Annotated in this window: 21 protein-coding genes; 11 read left to right on the top strand and 10 right to left on the bottom strand. The window is 54.2% G+C overall.

Annotated features, from left to right (window positions below):
* Positions 1–22 precede the first annotated feature (22 nt).
* From glnG to glnA, 3 genes are all read right to left on the bottom strand, one after another.
* The gene (glnG, locus tag ABLV66_RS24640; protein ID WP_015368973.1) at positions 23–1432 is read right to left on the bottom strand and encodes a nitrogen regulation protein NR(I); all 1410 of its coding nucleotides are present in this window, start codon (positions 1430–1432) and stop codon (positions 23–25) included.
* A gap of 8 nt (positions 1433–1440) precedes the next feature.
* Positions 1441–2490 carry a nitrogen regulation protein NR(II) gene (gene glnL, locus ABLV66_RS24635; protein ID WP_015368972.1) on the bottom strand — a complete coding sequence of 350 codons (1050 nt, stop codon included), beginning with the start codon at positions 2488–2490 and terminating at the stop codon, positions 1441–1443.
* 188 nt (positions 2491–2678) lie between these two features.
* Entirely contained in the window at positions 2679–4088 is a 1410-nt protein-coding gene (gene glnA / locus ABLV66_RS24630; RefSeq protein ID WP_015368971.1) for a glutamate--ammonia ligase, read from the bottom strand.
* 376 nt (positions 4089–4464) lie between these two features.
* On the opposite strand from glnA, the gene typA reads away from it, so the two are divergent.
* The 8 genes from typA (at position 4465) to fabY (ending at position 12575) form a co-directional block, all read left to right on the top strand.
* Positions 4465–6288, top strand: coding sequence for a ribosome-dependent GTPase TypA (gene typA / locus ABLV66_RS24625; protein ID WP_045378776.1), 1824 nt, complete (start codon positions 4465–4467; stop codon positions 6286–6288).
* Between the two features lie 205 nt (positions 6289–6493).
* Complete coding sequence (locus ABLV66_RS24620; RefSeq protein WP_063414124.1) at positions 6494–7204, top strand: GntR family transcriptional regulator; 711 nt, start codon at positions 6494–6496, stop codon at positions 7202–7204.
* Between the two features lie 7 nt (positions 7205–7211).
* A complete protein-coding gene (locus tag ABLV66_RS24615) occupies positions 7212–8192 on the top strand; it encodes a sugar phosphate isomerase/epimerase family protein (RefSeq protein ID WP_348876286.1) in 981 nt (326 codons plus the stop codon).
* A gap of 97 nt (positions 8193–8289) precedes the next feature.
* The gene (locus ABLV66_RS24610; RefSeq protein ID WP_045395264.1) at positions 8290–9549 is read left to right on the top strand and encodes an MFS transporter; all 1260 of its coding nucleotides are present in this window, start codon (positions 8290–8292) and stop codon (positions 9547–9549) included.
* Between the two features lie 152 nt (positions 9550–9701).
* Entirely contained in the window at positions 9702–10301 is a 600-nt protein-coding gene (gene yihX / locus ABLV66_RS24605; protein ID WP_032715399.1) for a glucose-1-phosphatase, read from the top strand.
* Positions 10295–11155 (top strand): virulence factor BrkB family protein, encoded by an 861-nt coding sequence (locus ABLV66_RS24600; protein WP_015368968.1) that lies wholly within the window; start codon positions 10295–10297, stop codon positions 11153–11155. Before yihX ends, ABLV66_RS24600 begins: the two co-directional genes overlap by 7 nt.
* A complete protein-coding gene (dtd, locus tag ABLV66_RS24595) occupies positions 11152–11589 on the top strand; it encodes a D-aminoacyl-tRNA deacylase (protein WP_015368967.1) in 438 nt (145 codons plus the stop codon). Before ABLV66_RS24600 ends, dtd begins: the two co-directional genes overlap by 4 nt.
* 44 nt (positions 11590–11633) lie before the next feature.
* Positions 11634–12575 carry a fatty acid biosynthesis protein FabY gene (gene fabY, locus ABLV66_RS24590; protein ID WP_015368966.1) on the top strand — a complete coding sequence of 314 codons (942 nt, stop codon included), beginning with the start codon at positions 11634–11636 and terminating at the stop codon, positions 12573–12575.
* Positions 12576–12591: 16 nt separating this feature from the next.
* On the opposite strand, the gene ABLV66_RS24585 is transcribed toward fabY, so the two are convergent.
* The 5 genes from ABLV66_RS24585 to fdnG all read right to left on the bottom strand — a co-directional run bounded on the left by ABLV66_RS24585 (position 12592) and on the right by fdnG (position 19282).
* Positions 12592–13509 carry an alpha/beta hydrolase gene (locus ABLV66_RS24585; RefSeq protein WP_348876285.1) on the bottom strand — a complete coding sequence of 306 codons (918 nt, stop codon included), beginning with the start codon at positions 13507–13509 and terminating at the stop codon, positions 12592–12594.
* A gap of 249 nt (positions 13510–13758) precedes the next feature.
* Complete coding sequence (fdhE, locus tag ABLV66_RS24580; protein ID WP_015368963.1) at positions 13759–14688, bottom strand: formate dehydrogenase accessory protein FdhE; 930 nt, start codon at positions 14686–14688, stop codon at positions 13759–13761.
* 5 nt (positions 14689–14693) lie between these two features.
* Complete coding sequence (fdoI, locus tag ABLV66_RS24575; protein WP_063414118.1) at positions 14694–15320, bottom strand: formate dehydrogenase cytochrome b556 subunit; 627 nt, start codon at positions 15318–15320, stop codon at positions 14694–14696.
* The gene (gene fdxH / locus ABLV66_RS24570) at positions 15317–16219 is read right to left on the bottom strand and encodes a formate dehydrogenase subunit beta (RefSeq protein WP_015368961.1); all 903 of its coding nucleotides are present in this window, start codon (positions 16217–16219) and stop codon (positions 15317–15319) included. The genes fdoI and fdxH overlap by 4 nt, the downstream gene beginning before the upstream one ends.
* Positions 16220–16231: 12 nt before the next feature.
* On the bottom strand, positions 16232–19282 hold the full coding sequence (fdnG, locus tag ABLV66_RS24565) for a formate dehydrogenase-N subunit alpha (RefSeq protein WP_113771572.1): 3051 nt from the start codon (positions 19280–19282) through the stop codon (positions 16232–16234).
* Positions 19283–19439: 157 nt separating this feature from the next.
* Here fdnG and fdhD point away from each other — a divergent pair, with 157 nt between their 5' ends.
* Positions 19440–20276 carry a formate dehydrogenase accessory sulfurtransferase FdhD gene (gene fdhD, locus ABLV66_RS24560; protein ID WP_045395330.1) on the top strand — a complete coding sequence of 279 codons (837 nt, stop codon included), beginning with the start codon at positions 19440–19442 and terminating at the stop codon, positions 20274–20276.
* Positions 20277–20404: 128 nt separating this feature from the next.
* On the top strand, positions 20405–20617 hold the full coding sequence (locus ABLV66_RS24555) for a YdgH/BhsA/McbA-like domain containing protein (protein WP_015368957.1): 213 nt from the start codon (positions 20405–20407) through the stop codon (positions 20615–20617).
* 44 nt (positions 20618–20661) lie between these two features.
* On the opposite strand, the gene ABLV66_RS24550 is transcribed toward ABLV66_RS24555, so the two are convergent.
* Together ABLV66_RS24550 and ABLV66_RS24545 are read right to left on the bottom strand one after the other, a co-directional pair.
* On the bottom strand, positions 20662–20985 hold the full coding sequence (locus ABLV66_RS24550; RefSeq protein ID WP_348876284.1) for a branched-chain amino acid transport AzlD family protein: 324 nt from the start codon (positions 20983–20985) through the stop codon (positions 20662–20664).
* Complete coding sequence (locus ABLV66_RS24545; protein ID WP_045395274.1) at positions 20985–21644, bottom strand: AzlC family ABC transporter permease; 660 nt, start codon at positions 21642–21644, stop codon at positions 20985–20987. The genes ABLV66_RS24550 and ABLV66_RS24545 overlap by 1 nt, the downstream gene beginning before the upstream one ends.
* A gap of 100 nt (positions 21645–21744) precedes the next feature.
* On the opposite strand from ABLV66_RS24545, the gene ABLV66_RS24540 reads away from it, so the two are divergent.
* Complete coding sequence (locus ABLV66_RS24540) at positions 21745–22293, top strand: helix-turn-helix domain-containing protein (protein WP_015368954.1); 549 nt, start codon at positions 21745–21747, stop codon at positions 22291–22293.
* Positions 22294–22337: the final 44 nt, after the last annotated feature.

Here is a 22337-nt window from a genome sequence, read left to right as displayed (position 1 = left end):
CATTTCGCCGCTAAGACCGGTGTTATTCCATTCCCAGCTCTTTTAGCTTCCGTGTTAACGTATTTCGCCCCCAGCCCAGCAGGCGAGCGGCTTCCTGCTTATGCCCTTGCGTATGACGCAGCGCGGTGGTGAGCAATGCACGCTCCATCTCCGGCTGCGCTTCTGATAGCAGGTTTTGATGACCGGAACGCAGGGCACGGTCAGCCCATTGCCCCAGCAGCGTCGCCCAGCTATCCGGTTGGATCTGCGTTGGGCTATCGGGAATCGACGTTTCGAACAGCTCAGACGGCAGATCCTGGGTCAATACCTCCTGGCCTGCTGCCATCACCGTTAGCCAGCGACAGGTGTTCTCCAGCTGTCGTACGTTACCGGGCCAGGCCAACCGCGTCAGCGCCGCTTCCGTTTCCGGATGCAGCTGCTTGGCTTCGACGCCCAGTTCGCGGGCGGCAATCTGCAGGAAGTGGCGCGCCAGGCGCGGAATATCTTCCCGGCGTTCGCGCAGCGGCGGCAAATGTACGCGAATCACGTTCAGGCGATGGAACAAATCTTCACGGAATTTTCCTTCCTGCACGCGTAGCTCAAGGTTCTGGTGGGTAGCGGCAATAATCCGCACATCGACTTTCACCGGCGCATAACCGCCAACGCGATAAAATTGACCGTCAGCCAGCACGCGCAGCAGTCGCGTCTGAACATCCAGCGGCATATCGCCAATTTCATCAAGGAACAGCGTACCGCCATCGGCCTGCTCAAAACGCCCCTGACGGACGGTATTGGCGCCGGTAAAAGCTCCTTTTTCATGGCCGAACAGCTCCGATTCAATCAAATCTTTCGGAATGGCCGCCATGTTAAGGGCGATAAACGGCGATTTGGCGCGTGGACTGTGGCGATGCAGCGCGTGGGCGACCAGCTCTTTACCGGTACCTGATTCGCCGTTGATCAGTACGCTGATTGAGGAGCGTGACAGTCGGCCAATGATGCGAAACACATCCTGCATCGCCGGCGCTTCGCCAATAATATCGGCCGTCGGGCTGCTGACCGGCGTATTACGCGGCTGCTGCTGCTCCTGATAATGGCTAATCGCACGGTCAACCAGCGCGACAGCCTCATCAATATCAAAAGGTTTCGGCAGGTAATCAAAGGCCCCCTGCTGATAGGCGCTAACGGCGGCATCGAGATCCGAGTGCGCGGTCATAATGATGACCGGAAGCATCGGATGGCGTTGTTTAATCTGCTTTAACAGCGCCAGGCCGTCCATCCCAGGCATGCGAATGTCGGAAAGTAAAACGTCCGGCGTTTTGGTAGTGAGGGCATCAAGCACCTCATTGCCGCTCTCAAACGTGGTGCAGCTTAAACCCGCTCCGGTGAGTGCGCGTTCAAGCACCCAACGGATGGAGCTATCGTCATCGACTACCCAGGCTATCCCTCGTTGCATAAACACCTCTATTTCCGAATAGGCAGGTATACCGAGAACTCGGTATGGCCTGGCCAACTGGTAAATTCAATTTTGCCGGAGTGCTGATCGATAAGACTGCGGGCGATGGAAAGCCCAAGACCGGTACCGCCTTCGCGGCCGCTGACCATGGGGTAAAACAGCGTATCCTGCAGATGGGGCGGGATACCGGGCCCGTTATCTTCCACGTCGATACGCGCCGCCAGACGGTAACGTACGCCGTGGAGCGTGAGCTGAAAGGCGGTTCGGGTGCGCAGGATGATTTCGCCGCCCTCGGGCCCCAGGGCCTGCAGCGCGTTGCGCACGATATTCAGCAGCACTTGCTCGATTTGTTCCGGGTCGTGGGCCAGCTCAGGCAGGCTCGGGTCGTAATCGCGGATCAATTTGACGTTATCCGGCAGCTCCATGGAGACCAGTGCCACCACGCGCTCCGCGACTTTATGAATGCTTTCCGTGATGTGCATACCGGGATGCTGCGGCCCCAGCAGGCGATCGACCAGGTTACGTAACCTGTCGGCCTGTTCAATAATCACCTGGGTATATTCCATCAGCGCGGGATCCGGTAGCGCTTTACTCAATAGCTGCGCCGCGCCGCGCAGGCCGCCGAGCGGGTTTTTAATCTCATGCGCCAGACCGCGCACTAAATCGCGCGCCGCCACCTGCTGAGCATGCTGCAGCTGTTCCTGGCTCAAACGACGCTGATTATCCATCGGCGACATCTCAAGCAGGATATAGCCTTCAGGCAGGCGCTGAGCGGTGAGGGAGAGAATGTGCGAGCGGCCGTCAATCACCAGCGTCACTTCGTTATCCGTGAAGCCCTGACCCGCCTGCAGGCTCTCCTGCATCAGGCCAATGTTTAACGAAAAGTAGCTCAGCAATTCTGGCAGCGGCGTACCGAATAATTTACGCGAGCTTTGCGCCAGTAACTGCTGGGCTGCCGGGTTGGCATAATGCACCGCGAGGTCGTCATCGACTAATAAGATACTGTGGATCAGCGAGTTGAGGATCTGCCCAGCATCGGGCTGTGTGCCTGTTGCCATCTGACAGTCTCCTGAAATGGTTGCACTATTTTAGTGCAGTATAGCTTTTTATTGGTAAAAAGCGCGAGAGATCAGCGTGTTGCTGGTGAAAAAAGCCCATCCTGAGATGGGCTGAAAGTTTCCACGGCAACAAAACATCCCTGGTATCCCGTGCCACAACACGGGAACACCATGGATTTACAGCAAAATCAGACGCTGTAGTACAGTTCGAACTCAACCGGGTGCGGAGTCATACGTACGCGGTCGTTTTCTTCAATGCGCAGGGCGATGTAAGCATCGATAGCTTCGTCAGTGAAGACGCCGCCTGCGGTCAGGAACTCGCGGTCTGCATCCAGAGCCTGCAGGGCTTCTTCCAGAGAACCTGCAACCTGCGGGATTTCTTTCGCTTCTTCCGGCGGCAGATCGTACAGGTTTTTGTCCATCGCATCGCCAGGATGGATTTTGTTTTTAATACCGTCGAGGCCGGCCATCAGCAGCGCGGCAAAGCACAGGTACGGGTTGGCTGCCGGGTCCGGGAAGCGCACTTCGATACGACGCGCTTTCGGAGAGGCGACCACTGGAATACGGATGGAAGCAGAGCGGTTACGGGCGGAGTAAGCCAGCATGACCGGCGCTTCGTAACCCGGGACCAGACGCTTGTAGGAGTTGGTGGTCGGGTTCGCCAGGGCGTTGATCGCTTTAGCGTGCTTAATAACACCGCCGATGTAGTGCAGCGCTTGCTCAGACAGGCCCGCGTATTTGTCGCCGGAGAACAGGTTTACGCCGTTCTTGGACAGGGACATGTGGCAGTGCATGCCGGAACCGTTATCGCCAAACATTGGTTTTGGCATGAAGGTCGCGGTTTTACCGAAACGGTGAGCGACGTTGTGTACAACGTATTTGTAGATCTGAATTTCGTCCGCTTTTTTGGTCATGGTGTTGAAGCGGGTGGCGATTTCGTTCTGACCTGCAGTTGCCACTTCGTGGTGGTGAGCTTCAACAACCAGGCCCATCTCTTCCATGATCATACACATGGTAGAACGGATGTCCTGAGAGGAGTCTACCGGCGGAACCGGGAAGTAACCACCTTTCACGCCCGGACGGTGGCCTTTGTTGCCGCCTTCGTATTTGGTAGAAGAGTTCCATGCGCCTTCGATATCGTCAATGGCCACGTGGGAACCAGAGATGGATGCGCCAAAGCGGATGTCGTCGAACAGGAAGAATTCTGGTTCTGGCCCGAACAGAACGGTGTCGGCGATGCCGGTGGCGCGCAGGTATTCTTCAGCGCGCTTGGCGATAGAGCGCGGGTCGCGGTCGTAGCCCTGCAGGGTGCCGGGTTCCAGGATATCGCAGCGGATGATCAGCGTAGGTTCTTCGTAGAACGGGTCGATCAGCGCCGTGGTGGCATCCGGCATCAGGACCATGTCGGATTCGTTAATACCTTTCCAACCGCCAATCGAGGAGCCATCAAACATTTTGCCTTCTTCAAAGAATTCGGCATTTACCTGATGGGAAGGAATCGTGACGTGCTGTTCTTTACCTTTGGTATCGGTGAAGCGCAGATCGACAAACTTCACTTCGTGCTCGTTCAGCATCGTCAAAACGTGTTCAGCGGACATACTTAAACTCTCCCGGATTGGTCATTGTCGTCGTGGTAACGAACTTCTTACTACTTAAAAGTGGCGTTGTTGCCTTAAAAAATATAAAGCGAAATCTGTGCCAACTTTTAAAAGTACGGTAAAACGCTGTATCATGCGCACCATAGTGCAAAAGGACTGCACCATGATGGAGATAATGCACCAAAATAGTGCCTCGATGTGAACATTGAGCACCATTTTGGTGCAATTTTTATTACGGTGCCCTTTTATCGCTCCGTGAAAGCGATCACAAACAAACTCTGCAATACTTGTTTGCGGAGGATCTTTGTGATCCTGTTCAGTCCTTCGCTTAATACGTGTACAATAACGCGCTATTTCTAATGCCTGAGGCAAAGTTGTGATCGAAAATCTGCGTAATATCGCCATCATCGCGCACGTCGACCATGGTAAAACTACCCTGGTTGATAAGCTGCTACAGCAATCCGGTACGTTCGACGCACGTACTGAAGCACAAGAACGTGTGATGGACTCCAACGATTTGGAGAAAGAGCGTGGGATTACCATCCTCGCTAAAAACACTGCAATCAAATGGAATGATTACCGTATCAACATCGTTGATACCCCAGGGCACGCCGACTTCGGAGGTGAAGTTGAGCGTGTTATGTCCATGGTTGACTCTGTGCTGCTGGTGGTTGATGCCTTTGATGGCCCGATGCCGCAGACGCGCTTTGTTACCAAAAAAGCGTTTGCTCACGGTCTGAAGCCGATCGTGGTCATCAACAAAGTTGACCGTCCGGGCGCGCGTCCGGATTGGGTTGTCGACCAGGTATTCGACCTGTTCGTTAACCTCGACGCGACCGACGAACAGCTGGACTTCCCGATCGTTTACGCTTCCGCGCTGAACGGTATCGCGGGTCTGGACCACGAAGACATGGCTGACGACATGACCCCGCTGTACCAGGCGATTGTTGACCGTGTACCGGCGCCGGACGTTGACCTTGACGGTCCGCTGCAGATGCAAATCTCCCAGCTCGACTACAACAACTACGTTGGCGTAATCGGCATTGGTCGCATCAAGCGCGGTAAAGTGAAGCCGAACCAGCAGATCACTATCATCGATAGCGAAGGGAAAACCCGCAACGGTAAAGTTGGTAAAGTACTGACTCACCTGGGTCTCGAGCGTATCGAGAGCGACGTAGCCGAAGCCGGCGACATCATCGCGATCACCGGTCTGGGCGAGCTGAACATCTCCGACACCATCTGCGACCCGCAAAACGTCGAAGCGCTGCCGGCGCTGTCTGTTGATGAGCCGACCGTATCTATGTTCTTCAACGTCAACACCTCTCCGTTCTGCGGTAAAGAAGGTAAGTTCGTTACCTCTCGCCAGATCCTGGACCGTCTGAACAAAGAGCTGGTGCACAACGTTGCGCTGCGCGTTGAAGAAACCGAAGACGCCGATGCGTTCCGCGTTTCTGGTCGTGGTGAACTGCACCTGTCCGTTCTGATTGAAAACATGCGTCGTGAAGGTTTCGAGATGGCGGTTTCCCGTCCGAAAGTTATCTTCCGCGAAATCGATGGCCGTAAACAAGAGCCGTTCGAGAACGTGACGCTGGACGTCGAAGAGCAGCACCAGGGTTCTGTCATGCAGGCGCTGGGTGAGCGTAAAGGCGACCTGAAAAACATGAATCCAGACGGCAAAGGCCGCGTACGTCTCGACTACGTGATCCCAAGCCGTGGTCTGATCGGCTTCCGTTCAGAGTTCATGACCATGACTTCCGGTACCGGTCTGCTGTACTCCACCTTCAGCCACTACGACGATGTTCGTCCGGGCGAAGTGGGCCAGCGTAACAACGGCGTACTGATCTCTAACGGTCAGGGTAAAGCGGTTGCGTTCGCACTGTTCGGCCTGCAGGATCGCGGTAAGCTGTTCCTCGGCCACGGCGCTGAAGTTTACGAAGGTCAAATTATCGGTATTCACAGCCGTTCTAATGACCTGACGGTAAACTGCCTGACCGGTAAGAAACTGACTAACATGCGTGCGTCCGGTACTGACGAAGCAACGGTTCTGGTTCCGCCGGTTAAGATGACCCTGGAGCAAGCTCTGGAGTTCATCGATGACGACGAACTGGTAGAAGTTACTCCGACGTCTATCCGTATCCGTAAACGTCACCTGACCGAGAACGACCGTAAACGCGCTATGCGCGGTGCAAAAGAAGAGTAATTACTCTTCTTGCTACCCTTCAAACCTCGCCTCTCCGGCGGGGTTTTTTTATGCCTGTTCCTCATGCTTATCACCTGGGTGGCGCCAGTGTCGCTCCGGGAGAGAGCTCGGTCACAATTATTCTTAAAGCTTGCGACAGCAATTGCTTTCTTTTTTTGCTCAAGAGTAAGATGAGTTATCTGGTTTAAACCAAATGGATTAAACAATGACGAATAACCTATCCACTGTGGAAAATGCGAAAGAGAAACTGGACCTGTGGTTAAAACAGGGGCTGACGGTATCGGGTGGAAAATTGCCGTCCGAGCGCGAGCTGGGCGAGTTGCTCGGTATCAAGCGTATGACCCTGCGCCAGGCGCTGCTCAGCCTGGAGGCGGAATCAAGAATATTTCGTAAAGACCGTAAAGGCTGGTTTGTCGCCCAGCCGCGTTTTAACTATAGCCCGGAGCTTTCCGCCAGCTTTCAGCGGGCAGCGATTGAACAGGGCAGAGAACCGTCGTGGGGTTTTATCGAAAAGGTACGGACGACGGAGTATCCCGACGTCGCAGAAGCTCTTGTGGCCACCTGTCCTGCGCATGATTTATATCTGATAACCGGCTGGGGGGCATTAGAAGGACATAAAGTTTTTTATCATGAAACGTTTATCAACCCGAATGTTGCGCCAGAGTTTATTACCAGGCTAAAGAACCAATCTTTTTCTTCCGTTTGGGAGAAGAATTATCATAAAAATGTTGTTATTAAAAAATTAGCCTTCAGGCCAGTAAGAATGCCCGGCGATGTAAGTAAATTCATTGGCGGCTCTGCTGGTATGCCCGCTATTCTGATAGAAAAACATCGTGCCGATAGTGCAGGTAATATCGTGCAAATAGATCTCGAGTATTGGCGATTTGAGGCTGTGGATCTCTTTATTAACTTGTAGGTATTTTATGCTCACTAAAGATAACGCTGAGAAGATCCTTTCTCGCATTGATAATATTCCTCTTTATCTTCATGCTTATGCATATCACCTGAATATGCGGCTGGAGAGAATTTTACCGGCTGATTTACTGAAAATTGCGAATAGCCATCATTTAAACGGTGTGAAAATTCATGTCCTCGATGGCGAGCGTTACTCTCTTAGCTGTATGGATAATATGCAATTGGCCGCTTTTGGCGAGCAGGCAAAAGCGTTACGGTTGGATATCCATATAGAAACCAGCGCCTCCGATAAAGAGACCATCGATCAAGCCGTCGCTATCGCATTAAAGACCGGGGCAACCTCCGTTCGTTTTTATCCTCGTTACGAAGGGCCTTTACAAGAAGTTTTAGCAAGAATTACGGCTGATATTCAATATATTAAAGAGACATATAGCCAATCTGGACTTACTTTTACCATTGAACAACATGAAGATTTAAAAAGCGCCGAGTTGGTCAATCTGGTTAAACAAAGCGAGATGCCGTCGCTATCGCTGCTGTTTGATTTTGCCAATATGATCAATGCTAATGAGCGACCGCTTGAGGCGTTGGCAGTGATGTCACCCTATGTCACTCAGGTACACATTAAAGATGCCTGTATCATTGCGGAAAACGGCGGGCTTGGGCACCGGGCCTGTAACTCAGGTCTGGGTGATATGCCGTTTAAGGCGCTGCTGACTGAGTTAATTTGTCTTGGCCAGGAGCAACCACAGGTGATGGCGTACGGACTGGAAGAAGAAGTTGATTATTACGCGCCACCTTTCCGCTTTGCGACTGAAGGCGATAACCCGTGGATCCCATGGCGACAAATGAGCGAAACGCCTCTGCCTGATACAACGCAACTCGAAGCCCGGCTGGATAAAGAAAAACAGGATGCGATCGCCCAGTTAAATTTTGTCATGGACACTTTACGCGATATAAAAAATGATGCACTGAAAGTTCTTGCACGCTAACTTTTAATTACATTTGGTATTTATGATCGCTATTTTTTAGAATGGCGAAATGTTCCATGTCCTTAAATAAAATGATGTTAAGTCATCAGGGGATCTTATGCTCACAAGAAAGAAATGGGCTATATTTAGCCTGTTAACGCTTTGTGGTGGTACCATTTATAAACTGCCTTCATTAAAAGACGCATTTTATATACCGATGCAGGATTATTTTCATTTGACCAACGGTCAGATTGGTAATGCCATGTCGGTAAACTCAGTAGTGACAACCATCGGTTTTTTCTTGTCAATTTACTTTGCCGATAAACTTCCGCGTCGCTACACCATGTCATTTTCACTGATAGCGACGGGATTATTAGGTATCTATCTGACAACGATGCCTGGCTATTGGGGCATTCTATTTGTCTGGGCATTATTTGGCGTCACCTGCGACATGATGAACTGGCCGGTATTGTTAAAATCGGTGAGTCGGTTAGGAAATAGCGAACAGCAGGGGCGCTTATTTGGCTTCTTCGAAACGGGGCGCGGAATTGTCGATACCGTTATCGCATTTTCCGCATTAGCTATTTTCACCTGGTTTGGCAGTGGCTTACTGGGTTTTAAAGCCGGCATTTGGTTCTATGCCATTATTGTCATTGTTGTAGGCATCTTGCTGTTTTTCATGCTTAAGCAAAAGGATGAGCCGACGCCCGCCGCTGATGAAGGCGCCACAAAGCAACAAACCAGCATCTCTTCGGTGCTGAAAGACAAAACTATCTGGCTGATTGCCTTCAATGTGTTCTTTGTTTACGCCGTTTACTGTGGACTCACCTTCTTTATCCCGTTCCTGAAGAACATCTACATGCTGCCGGTAGCCCTGGTTGGCGCCTACGGCATTATTAACCAGTACTGTTTAAAAATGATCGGTGGTCCAATTGGCGGTTTAATTGCCGATAAGATCCTCAAATCGCCAAGTAAATATCTCTTTTATACCTTCTGTATCAGTACGATGGCTTTAGTCGCGTTAATTCTGTTACCGCACGAAAGTATGCCGGTCTATCTGGGCATGGTGTGTACTCTCGGGTTCGGCGCAATTGTTTTTACGCAACGAGCCGTGTTTTTTGCCCCGATTGGGGAAGCGAAAATCGCTGAAAACCAGACGGGCGCGGCGATGGCGCTGGGGAGCTTCATTGGCTATGCACCGGCGATGTTTTGCTACAGCCTGTACGGCTACATTCTCGATCTCAATCCGGGTCTGGTGGGGTACAAGATAGTCTTTGGCATCATGGCCTGCTTCGCTTGCGCCGGCGCGTTCGTTTCGGTGATGCTGGTTAAACGCATCAACCGCAGAAAGAATATGTTGGAAACCGCATTGGTCTGATTTTAAGGGATCTGCCATTTCACCAAAGCCGCAGATATGCGGCTTTGGTCGTTTTTGCGCCTGAGATGTCTTGAATCGTTTCCGGTTTGTTCATAGTCAAACCTCTTCTTTCCCGCTACAGTTAATCTTCAACGGCGCGGAAGGAGACAAAAATGCTCTATATCTTTGATTTAGGTAATGTGATTGTCGACATTGACTTCAACCGGGTGCTCGGAACGTGGAGCGATTTGACCCGCATCCCGCTGGCGACGCTAAAGCAAGACTTTGTCATGGGCGATGCCTTCCACCAGCATGAACGCGGGGAGATCAGCGACGAAGAGTTTGCCGCCGCGATGTGCCACGAAATGAACATGCCGCTGAGCTATGAACAGTTCGCCCACGGCTGGCAGGCCGTTTTTGTCGCCTTGCGTCCAGAAGTTACCGACATCATGCAAAAACTTCGCGACCAGGGGCATCGCGTGGTAGTGCTCTCGAACACCAACCGATTACATACCACTTTCTGGCCAAGTGAATATCCGCAAGTGCGTGCTGCCGCCGATCATGTGTACCTCTCACAAGAGATGGGGATGCGCAAACCCGAAACGCGTATCTATCAAAGCGTGCTGCAGGCAGAAGGATTTTCGCCGCAAGAAGCGGTCTTTTTTGACGATAACGCCGATAATATAGCTGGGGCTAATCAGTTGGGGATCACCAGTATTCTGGTCACGGGTAAGGAGACCATCCCCAATTACTTTGCGAAGCAGCTATGCTAAAAAGCGTTCATCAAAAAACCAAATACCATACCAGGCCGCTGGTGGCCTGGCTTAAGCTGCTGTGGCGGCGAATTGAAGAAGACAACATGACGACGTTGGCGGGGAATCTGGCCTACGTGTCTTTACTTGCGCTGGTGCCGCTGATCGCCGTGGTTTTTGCCCTGTTTGCCGCCTTCCCGATGTTCTCCGACGTCAGCGTGCAGATCCGCCATTTTATCTTTGCCAACTTCATTCCGGCGACCGGCGATGTCATTCAGGGGTATATCGAACAGTTTGTGGCGAACTCCAGTAGGATGACAGCCGTCGGTGCCTTCGGGTTAATCGTCACCTCATTACTGCTGATGTACTCGATTGATAGCGCGTTGAACACCATCTGGCGCAGCAGTCGGACGCGGCCAAAAATCTATTCATTTGCGGTCTACTGGATGATCCTGACTCTTGGTCCGCTGTTGGCCGGCGCCAGTCTGGCAATCAGTTCCTATCTTCTCTCACTACGCTGGGCCAGCGATCTCAATAGCGTCATTGACGATGTACTCCGTATATTCCCGCTAATCTTATCGTGGGCGGCGTTCTGGATGCTTTATAGCATCGTGCCCACCACCCAGGTGCGCAATCGCGATGCGGTAATCGGTTCGCTGGTGGCGGCACTGCTTTTTGAAGCCGGTAAAAAGGCTTTTGCTCTATATATCACCATGTTTCCGTCATACCAGTTGATTTATGGCGTGATAGCGGTAGTGCCCATTTTATTTGTCTGGGTTTACTGGACCTGGTGTATCGTCTTGCTTGGCGCTGAAATAACTGTCACTCTCGGTGAATACCGCAAACTCAAAAAAGAAGAAACAGAACAACCATGATTGCATTAATTCAACGCGTATCCCGTGCAAGCGTTACCGTGGAGGGTGAAGTGACGGGTGAAATCGGTCCGGGATTGCTGGTGCTGCTGGGCGTCGAGAAAGACGATGACGAACAGAAGGCCAATCGTCTGTGTGAACGGGTGCTCGGCTATCGCATTTTCAGCGACGCCGAAGGCAAAATGAATCTTAATGTCCAGCAGGCGGGCGGCAGCGTGCTGGTGGTTTCGCAATTTACGCTGGCGGCCGATACCGAGCGCGGCATGCGCCCGAGTTTTTCCAAAGGCGCGGCGCCGGACAGAGCGGAAGCGCTGTATGAATACTTTGTTGAGCGCTGCCGTCAGCAAGAGATGAATACTCAGACCGGGAGATTCGCTGCGGATATGCAGGTCTCGCTGGTAAACGATGGTCCCGTGACCTTTTGGTTGCAGGTATGAGTCAGCTTCCGGGCAGGCTGCGGGTAACAAAAGAGAGTACAGCTATGTATCACCTTCGTGTACCGCAAACAGAAGAAGAGTTAGAAAGCTATTATCAGTTCCGCTGGGAGATGCTGCGTAAGCCGCTGCATCAGCCTAAAGGGTCGGAACGCGACGCCTGGGATGCCATGGCGCATCACCAGATGGTCGTCGATGAAGAGGGCAATCTGGTTGCCGTCGGTCGGCTGTATATCAATGCGGAGAATGAAGCCTCGATCCGTTTTATGGCCGTTCATCCTTCCGTTCAGGATAAAGGTTTAGGCACCCTTATGGCGATGACCCTTGAGTCAGTCGCCCGTCAGGAAGGGGTGAAGCGGGTGACCTGTAGCGCCCGTGAAGACGCGATGGAGTTTTTCTCTAAGCTGGGCTTTGTGAACCAGGGAGAAATCACCACGCCGACAACCACGCCGATTCGCCACTTTTTGATGATTAAACCCATTGCTTCACTGGATGATATCCTGCACCGCGGTGACTGGTGCGGCCAGCTGCAGCAGGCCTGGTATCAGCACATTCCGCTGAGCGAAAAGATGGGCGTGCGCATTCAGCAGTACACCGGGCAAAAATTTATCACCACCATGCCCGAAGCGGGGAATCAGAATCCACATCATACGTTGTTTGCCGGCAGCCTGTTTTCGCTCGCCACCTTAACCGGCTGGGGGCTTATTTGGTTAATGCTGCGCGAGCGGCACCTTGGCGGCACGATTATCCTTGCCGATGCGCATATCCGTTACAGCAAGCCTATTAGCGGACGCCCGAATGCGGTGGCCGATTTGGGCTCGCTAAGCGGCGATCTCGATCGCCTGGCGCGAGGGCGCAAGGCTCGCGTACAGCTTCAGGTCGAACTGTTCGGTAACGATAAGCTGGGCGCTGTTTTTGAGGGAACCTATATCGTACTACCCGCAAAGCCGTTCGGTTCGTATGAAGAGGGCGGGAACGAGGAAGAGTAACCCGCCTCCGGCATTATTATTGGCCTGGCGTTTGCGTACGCCAGGCGATATCGCGCATCGCCTGCCTTGCCGCGAGGCTTATCCCGCCTAACTGAAAGAAACCGTGAATGACGCCCAGATAGCGCTGGCAGGTGCTTTCTACCCCCTGTGCTATTAGCCGCCGGTACAGCGCTTCTCCCTCATCGCGCAAAGGGTCAAATTCGGCCGTCAGGATATGAACCGGCGGCAGCCCGTTAAAATCTTCCCGCCACAGCGGACTGGCTTCCGGATGGGTAGCGGGTGTGGCCGCTAAATACATTTCGTAGCCGCTAAGCAGCGTACCCCGGGTAATGATGTAATCCTCGCCGTTGCTGGCGTAGCTTGCCATGCTGGCGGTAGCGTCGAGCATAGGGTAAATCAGGATAAGCTGCGCAGGTTGCCATACTCCCGCCGCTTTCAGGCGCAGAGCCGTGACCAGGGCGAGGTGGCCGCCGGCGCTGTCGCCGGCCAGCGTGATGCGCGCGGCGTCAACGCCAAGCCGCTGCGCATACCGATGGATAATGTTGGCGCCTCGTTCCGCATCATCGTGCGCCGCCGGAAAAGGGTACTCCGGGGCCAGGCGATATTGCACGGCGATCACCCGGCACCCACTGAACCAGGCAAGCTGGCGCAATTGGTTGTCATGGGTGGCAAAGCCGCCGCTCACAAAACAGCCGCCGTGGTAATACACCATGGTGGGTAGCAAGCCGTTGCTTTTTGGCGGCGAGACGACGCGCAAGGTTATGCCATCGAGCGTGATGTCTTCAACCTGCACACGCGTTTCCGTTTCCCCTGCGAGAACGGCGCTGGCGAGATAGCCGTTTCTCCGGTCATCAATACTCTGTTCTCGTGCTGATGGCCGCCCCGCAGCAATAAACTCCTCAACCAGCGAAGCAATACCTTTTTCCAACGTCATGGCAAGTCCTTTTTACTGGATTAATATCCAGTGTTATAGCCTGGTTTTTGCGAAAAAGATATACCGAATAAAGCCGCGATCGCATTGTGGAAAGCGGCTCGCAAAAGCGTATTTCTCAGCAAAGATCTGCTTCTTCTGTTGAACAATATCTGGAGAAGCAGGATCGGGATAAGGAGAGCATTTCCGGCGTGGTCACGCCGTATGAATGATAACGAGCGACCTGAGTCGCCCGTTACAGGAGCGCAGAACTTACTCCCCTTCGCCGGGGAACATGAACGGGTTAATTGAGCTTCTGGCGAAGCCTTCCTGTTCCATGCGAGCATCGAGTACCAGCGAGGCTAAATCGTCGGCAACGGCTTCGACTTTCGGGTCTTTCTCCTGATACATAATCTTCAGGTAGCTCCCGCAGTCGCCGCAGCTTTCGGCTTTCACCGCCGCCTGCTCGTTATCCAGCGACCAGTAGTGCAGGTCGCGGCTCTGTTCGCAGTTGCTGCATTTTACGCGCACCACATGCCATTCGGTTTCACACAAGTTGCAGTGCAGATAGCGCAGCCCCTGAGTGGTGCCGATTTGCACGATGCTGGAGACCGGCATCGAGCCGCAAACCGGGCAGAACTGGCGATGCTCGCCGTATTCGGCGCGCGCTTTCCCCGGGATCAGGCTGGCCATTTGCGCCCAGTACAGCGACAGCGCGGCCCAGATAAACGGCGCTTTGTCGCTGCTGACCGAGGCGAAATCGGAAGCAAACAGCGCGCTGGCCATCTCTTCCAGTTCCGGCCCGGAAGCTTTTTCCAGGTTCTCGATAACCGACAGCGCCGGGCCGCTCATCTCCGGTTTCAGCTCGGCGATCAGCGAATGCAGCAGTTTGTGCCAGTGTTTATCACGCGGCAATACGTGAATATCCAGCGGCGGCTTGCCCTGATCGTTGGCCTCTTTAATGCGGGCAGTCAGATCCATCTGCAACGGATGGTCGTACAGCACCACTTCCTGCGCATGAGCGATCAGCGCGGCAAAGCGCAGGTAATCGCCCAGCGGGTTATTGGCGGCCAGCTCGCGCAGGCGCTCCGCGCGGCGGTTATACAGATTCTTCAGTCTGGGGAACAGTAGCGGCGGAATTGCTTCCGCCGTGCGTTTCTCGCTCGAACCCAGCTCGTCTTGCGGGATTATGCGAATACTCATGCAGTCTATTTTTCCTGTTTCTGGCGGACTTCACGGTACCAGCGCGGGTGATGTTTCTTCGCCCACGTTTTGGTAACCCAGCCTTCCACCATCGCGGTAATGGTGCCTTTCACCCAGAGGGCGGCGTAGATATGCACCATGATAACCACAATTAACGCGACTGCGGCAAAAGAATGCAGCATCAGCGCGAATCGGATCACCGGGATTGAGAATGCAGGCGCAAAGTACGGACGCCAGATGATCACACCGCTTACCAGCAGCAGCACCAGGAAAATAATTGCCGCCCAGAATACGCATTTCTGGCCGAAGTTATAACGCCCGGTATCGCCTACCTCCTCGTTGACGACGATCTTACGAATATTCTTCGCCCAAAAGATATCATCCCGATTGATTAGGTTATGGTGCCAGTAACGGAAAAACATGATGATAAACGACGCGAACATCACCACCCCGACGAACGGGTGGAGAATACGCGCCAGCTGCGGCGTACCGAGAATATGCATCAGCCAGTTAAACGACGGGAAGAAAAAGCCTAACCCGCTTATCGCCGCCAGAATAAAGCAGAAGGCGGTTATCCAGTGGTTGATGCGTTCCGGCGCCGTGTAGCGCACGATGGTGTCACGTTTTCTCATTTGCGCACCTCGTCTTTCTCTTCATGCAGGTTGTCTTCTTCCTCATCTGCGCGGTTTGGACCGACGCCGACGTAGTGGAAGATGCTGGCTGCGAAGGTCGCAGCAAAGCCGACCGCCGCCAGCGGTTTCCAGATACCTTTCCAGAATTTCACCGTTTGGCTGATTTCCGGATTCTCCGGCAGACCGTGGTACAGATTCGGTTTATCGGCATGGTGCAGCACGTACATCACGTGGGTGCCGCCGACGCCAGCCGGATCGTACAGGCCCGCCTTGTCGTAACCGCGGGTTTTCAGCTCTGCGACGCGCTCGCCGGCCAGCGTTTTCATATCCTCTTTCGAACCAAAGTGGATAGCGCCGGTCGGACAGGTTTTCACGCAGGCCGGTTCCTGGCCGACGGTCACACGGTCTACGCACAGCGTACATTTGTAGACGCGGTTGTCTTCCGGGTTCAGGCGCGGTACATCGAACGGGCAACCTGCGATGCAGTAGCCGCAGCCGATACACTGCTCAGACTGGAAGTCGACGATGCCGTTAGCGTACTGAATGATCGCGCCTTCTGACGGACAGGCCTTCAGGCAGCCCGGGTCAGCGCAGTGCATGCAGCCATCTTTACGAATAAGCCATTCCAGCTTGTCGTTTTGTTCCACTTCCGAGAAGCGCATGACCGTCCATGACTTGGCGGTCAGGTCCGCCGGGTTGTCATACACCCCGACGTTGTTACCCACTTCGTCACGAAGGTCGTTCCATTCGGAACAGGCCACCTGACAGGCTTTACAGCCGATACAGGTGGTCACGTCGATAAGCTTCGCCACTTCCTGCTGGTGGTCCCGCGCCTGAGGCGCGGGAGTGAAACCGTTAGTCGCGGAACGACGAATAATATCTTGCGATTGATAAGCCATAAGTCGTCTCCGTTACACCTTTTCCACGTTCACGAGGAAGGCCTTAAACTCCGGCGTTTGCGTGTTGGCGTCGCCGACGAACGGCGTCAGCGTATTGGCGATAAAGCCTTTTTTCGCCACGCCTTCGTAGCCCCAGTGAATAGGAATACCGATGGTATCCACCTCTTTACCGTGAACCTGCAGCGTACGAATACGCTTGGTCACCACCGCCTTGGCTTTGATATAGCCGCGGTTAGAGGAGACCTTCACGGTATCGCCGTGGCCGATGCCGAGCTTATTCGCCAGTTTTTCGCCGATCTCCACAAACTGTTCCGGCTGCGCGATGGCGTTAAGCAGCGCGTGTTTGGTCCAGTAGTGGAAGTGCTCGGTCAGGCGGTAAGTGGTGCCGACGTACGGGAATTTTTCGGCCTTGCCCATCTGCTCGAGATCGCCTTTAAAGACGCGAGCGGCCGGGTTAGAGACCACGTTTGGATGCAGCGGGTTAGTCCCCAGCGGCGTTTCAAACGGTTCGTAGTGTTCCGGGAACGGCCCTTCAGCCATCTTATCGATAGCGAACAGACGCCCCATCCCTTCAGGCTGCATGATAAACGGACCGACGTCGCTACCAGGGGCGGCGGCGCTGTAATCCGGAATATCCACACCGCCCCATTTCGCGCCGTCCCATTTCAGCAACTGACGCTTCGGATCCCACGGTTTACCCTGCGGGTCTGCGGAGGCGCGGTTATACAGAATGCGGCGGTTCAGCGGCCATGCCCAGGCCCAGCCCAGCGTATTGCCGAGGCCTGACGGGTCGGCGTTATCGCGGCGTGCCATCTGGTTGCCTTCCGGCGTCCAGCTTCCGGCGAAGATCCAGCAGCCGCTGGAAGTCGTGCCGTCATCGCGTAGCTGTGCGAAGGAGCTCAGTTGCTGCCCTTTCTTAACGATTACCGCGCCGGTTGCCGGATCGGTAATATCCGCCAGCGCTTTACCGTTACTTTCCATCGCCACTTCTTCAGATGCCGGCTCGTGCGGCGTGGAGTAGTTCCACGTCATGTTGAGCACCGGCTCCGGCGTCGGGCCGCCTTCTTCGGCATACATCTTACGCAGACGTGAGAAGATACCGGCGAGGATTTCGCCATCGGTCACGGCGATCCCCGGGGCATCCGCGCCTTTCCAGTGCCACTGCAGCCAGCGGCCGGAGTTGACGATAGAACCGTTTTCTTCGGCGAAGCAGGTGGACGGCAGACGGAATACTTCGGTCTGGATTTTTGACGGGTCAACATCGTTGGACTCACCGTGGTTTTGCCAGAAGGTGGACGTTTCGGTGTTGAGCGGGTCGATGGTTACAAGGAACTTCAACTTCGACAGGGAAGCCACTACCTTATTTTTGTTCGGGAACGATGCGACCGGGTTAAAGCCCTGGCAAATATAGCCATTCACTTTGCCCTGATTCATCATCTCGAAATACTGCAGAACGTCGTAGCTCTTATCCCACTTCGGCAACCAGTCAAAGCCCCAGCTATTCTCGGCCGTAGCTTTATCGCCGAAGAAGGCTTTCATCATGGAGACGAAGAACTTCGGATAGTTGCCCCAGTAGTTCACCTGGTCTTTCAACAGCGGTTTCGGCGTGTTGGCGCTCAGGTAGGTCTGCAGGTCGGCCTGTTTTTCATTAGGCAGCGACATGTATCCCGGCAGGCTGGTTGAGAGCAGGCCGAGGTCGGTCAGACCCTGGATGTTGGAGTGACCGCGCAGGGCATTGACGCCGCCGCCTGCCATCCCCATGTTGCCAAGCAGCAGCTGGATCATCGCCATGGTGCGAATGTTCTGCGCGCCGATGGAGTGCTGGGTCCAGCCGAGGGCATACAGGAACGACGCGGTTTTATCGTGCGCGCTGGTTTCTGCAATATATTCGCAAACTTTAAGGAAATCGGCCTTCGGCGTACCACAGATGTTTTCAACCACATCCGGCGTATAGCGGGAAACGTGCTGTTTTAGCAGATTCCAGACGCAGCGTGGATGCTGTAGCGTGGTATCGCGTTTGGCGAAGCCGTTTTCATCCAGCTCGTAGTTCCAGCTGGTTTTGTCATACTGGCGTTTTTCCGCATCGTAGCCGCTGAACAGACCATCATCAAAGCTGTAGTCCTCACGCACGATCAGGCTGGCGTTGGTATAGGCTTCGGTGTATTCACGGTTGAATTTTTCGTTATTCAGCAGGTACAGGATGACGCCCGACAGGAAGGTTATGTCGGTACCGGAACGAATCGGGGTATAGAAATCAGCCACCGACGCCGTACGCGTAAAGCGCGGATCGATAACGATGAGCTTGGCGCCGTTATGAATTTTGGCTTCCATCGCCCAGCGGAATCCCACCGGATGCGCTTCTGCGGCGTTACCGCCCATCACCACGATCAGGTTGGCGTTTTTAATATCAACCCAGTGGTTGGTCATCGCACCGCGACCAAATGTTGGAGCAAGACTTGCTACCGTTGGTCCGTGTCAGACACGCGCCTGGTTATCCACCGCCAGCATCCCGAGGGCGCGGGTGAATTTCTGCGTTAAATAGCCGGTTTCGTTACTGGAAGCGGAGGCGCACAGCATACCGGTGGTCAGCCAACGGTTAACGGTGGTGCCGGCGCTGTTTTGGGCGATAAAGTTGGCGTCACGGTCCTCTTTCATCAGCTTCGCGATGCGATCGAACGCTTCGTCCCAGCTGATTTGTTGCCATTTATCAGAACCTGGCGCACGATATTCCGGGAATTTCAGGCGGCTTTCAGAATGGATAAAGTCCACCAGACCGGCCCCTTTCGGGCAGAGCGCACCACGGTTTACCGGATGGTCCGGATCGCCTTCGATATGAAAAATGGATGCTTTGGCGTTTTTCGCACCGTCGCCGAGGCTATACATCAATAGCCCGCAGCCAACGGAACAGTACGTACAGGTGTTGCGGGTTTCGCGAGTACGCAGCAGTTTGTACTGCCGGGTTTCCGCGAGCGCAGTAGCCGGGGCAAAGCCCAGCGCTGCTGCCGTCGTGCCTGCCATACCGCCAGCGCAGATCTTAAAGAACTGCCTTCTGCTGACCTGCATGGTTCGCTCCTTGTTTCGACATTGTCACATGTAGTTATTTACTTTGCGGTGAAGGCCGCAAAGGTTCAGAATTGAGTTAATTTCCCTCGGTCCTGGAGGGATATAAAAACAGAATACCACATTGTGTGTATGCCTGTTCCAATACGGTTAAATGAAAGTGAATAAGAACCTTCCTGAACAAATCAAAAATGTGACAGATGTCACAGGTTATCGCCAGATTACCCTCTGGAAACGCGAGGATTTACAACATCCTCAGCCAGACGAGGTAGCTGAAGAGGTACCCGTCGCTCTGGTCTATAACGGCATCTCGCACGTTGTCATGATGGCGACGCCACGTGACCTGGAACATTTCGCCGTCGGTTTTTCCCTGTCGGAAGGGATTATTCAAAGTCGACAAGAGATCTACGGGATGGACGTGGTGCAGGCCTGTAACGGGGTAGAAGTGCAAATCGAACTCTCCAGCCGCCGGTTTATGGGGCTGAAAGAGCGCCGCCGGGCGCTCGCCGGGCGTACCGGCTGTGGAGTATGTGGCGTCGAGCAGCTAAATGATATCGGTAAGCCCGTCGAGCCGCTGCCCTTTAGCCAGACCTTTGCGCTCTCTCATCTCGATCGCGCGCTCAAACAGTTAAATGAGGTTCAGCCTATCGGCCGTCTGACCGGCTGTACGCACGCCGCCGCGTGGGTGCGCCCTGATGGCGAACTGGCGGGCGGGCATGAAGATGTAGGCCGTCACGTTGCGCTGGATAAACTGCTGGGGCGCCGTAGTGAAGAAGGAGAGGGCTGGCAGCAGGGCGCGGCCTTAGTCTCCAGCCGCGCCAGTTATGAGATGGTACAGAAGGCCGCAATGTGTGGGGTGGAAATTCTGTTTGCCGTTTCCGCGGCGACGACCCTGGCGGTTGAAGTCGCCGAGCGTTGTAATCTGACGCTGGTGGGCTTCTGCAGGCCAGGCAGAGCGACGATTTATACTCATCCGCAGCGCCTGATTGCAGGTTAATTGTTGGTCAGTTTTTTTGAAAGATGACAGCAAATCCTTCCGCTTTTAGTTACGGGATGTGAAGACTATTATTTATCACATCAAGGCACGGCGCCTTATCCAAACAACTAAATGAAAGGGTTTATATCATGAAAAGCATCAAAACTTTTGTCGCTGTTATCGCTCTGGCCGCTTCTTTCGGTTCTTTCGCCGCGCAATCCGTGACCGCCACCGCTTCCACCATGGACGCCGCGGAAGCGAAAATCGCCGCTCAGGCGCAGGCGGCCGGCGCGTCTTCTTACACCATTACCGAAGCATTTAACGGTAACCGCGTGCATATGACCGCTGAGCTGAACAAATAAGCTAGCAACCCACTACCGTCGAAAGAGCGCCTCAGGGCGCTTTTTTAGTTTATACCCGCCAGGCGCAGCAGCGCCGTCACCACCGCCGCGGCGATAATCACCACGATAAGCGGCATCTTGCGCCAGGCAAGGAACACGGCAAAACCGACGCCCAGTACCCGCGCCATGCCGGAAAAATGCTCGCTTTCATAAAAGGTGGTCGCCAGCGCCACGGAAAAAAGCAATACCGTCGCGGCATCAGAAAGCAGCGCCTGCGAGCGCTCGGAAAACGCTAAACGGCAGCCAAGCTTTGCCCCGCCCAAACGCATCAGATATGTGCCGATCGACAGAATCGCGATCCCGGCGATAAACAGCGTCATATTAGCCATTATTTTTTCCTCGCCAGTAAACCAAACAATGAGAGCAGAACCGGTAATCCAACCGGCGCGAAGGGCACGGCGGCAAGCGAAATAACCGCGCCGCTACAGGCACGAATCAGTGTGGTACGTTTTTTAAAAGCCGGTACCACCAGCGCCAGCAGGATAGCCGGGAATACCGCATCCAGGCCGATGGTTTCCGGTGCGGGTAATAATTTACCGACGCCGGCGCCCAGCAGGGTACCGAGCGGCCAGATGAGCGCCACGCCCAGCCCGCAGAGCCAGTAGGCGGCTTTACGCTGCTCCGGGGTTTTCTGCGACAGGCCGAACACCACGCTCTCATCATTCATAATATGGCAGCCGAGCAGGCTGGCGGCGCGGGCGCCGACCAGATCGCGCACGGTGACGCCAAAAGGAACGTGGCGGGCGTTCACCAGTAAACCTGCCGCCGCCGCGGCGAGCGGGTTACCGCCGCTGGCGACAATACCGATAAACATAAACTCAGAGGCGCCGGCCAGCACCGTAATGGAAAGGACAAACGGCACCCACAGTGGAAAACCGTAGGCCATCGCTAATGAACCGTAAGACATGCCGACCACGCCGACCGCCAGGCATACCAGAATGATTGCTTTAATAGTGTCTCCACTGAGACAGGAAAATTTGTAACGCATACGCTTTAGCCATATCGAACGAATTTCCATTATAATGAACGCAACAGAATGGTTTTTCAAGACGAACGATTCGTTCGATATAAAATACGAGGAGCGGTGTATGACACAGCCCATCAGCGTAATTGCTAAAAGCCTGACGCGCGAGCGCTCGCGCACCGGGCTCTCACTGGCGGAGGTGGCGCGCCGCGCCGGGATAGCCAAATCGACCCTGTCACAGCTGGAATCCGGCAATGGCAACCCTAGCCTGGAAACATTGTGGGCGCTGTGCGTGGCGCTGGACATTCCCTTCGCCCGCTTACTGGAGCCGCAGGCCAATCAGACCCAGGTGATTCGCCGCGGCGAAGGCACCAAAGTGGTTGCTGAGCAGGCCAACTATCAGGCCATTTTGCTGGCGGCTTGTCCCCCCGGCGCGCGTCGCGACATCTATCTGCTGTTGACGCAGCCCGGCGCCGATCGGATCTCGCACCCGCACCCGCCCGGGTCGGTCGAACATATTATTATCACTCAGGGGCGCGCGCGCGTTGGTCTTACCGAAGCGCCGGAAGAGCTGGGAGAAGGGGATTACATCTGCTACCCAGCCGATCGGGAACACCTCTTTCAGGCGCTGGAGCCGGATACCCAGGCGCTGCTGGTGGCAGAGCAAAATTAGTCAGAATCTGCGCATTTTATTCTGATGCGCAGAAGATTATTTCA

The organism is Klebsiella sp. CN_Kp073 (assembly GCF_040065495.2).
Classification (GTDB): Bacteria; Pseudomonadota; Gammaproteobacteria; order Enterobacterales; family Enterobacteriaceae; genus Klebsiella; species Klebsiella aerogenes.
The sequence above is the reverse complement of the archived record's forward strand: the minus strand, read 5'-3'. Positions and strand labels throughout refer to the sequence as shown.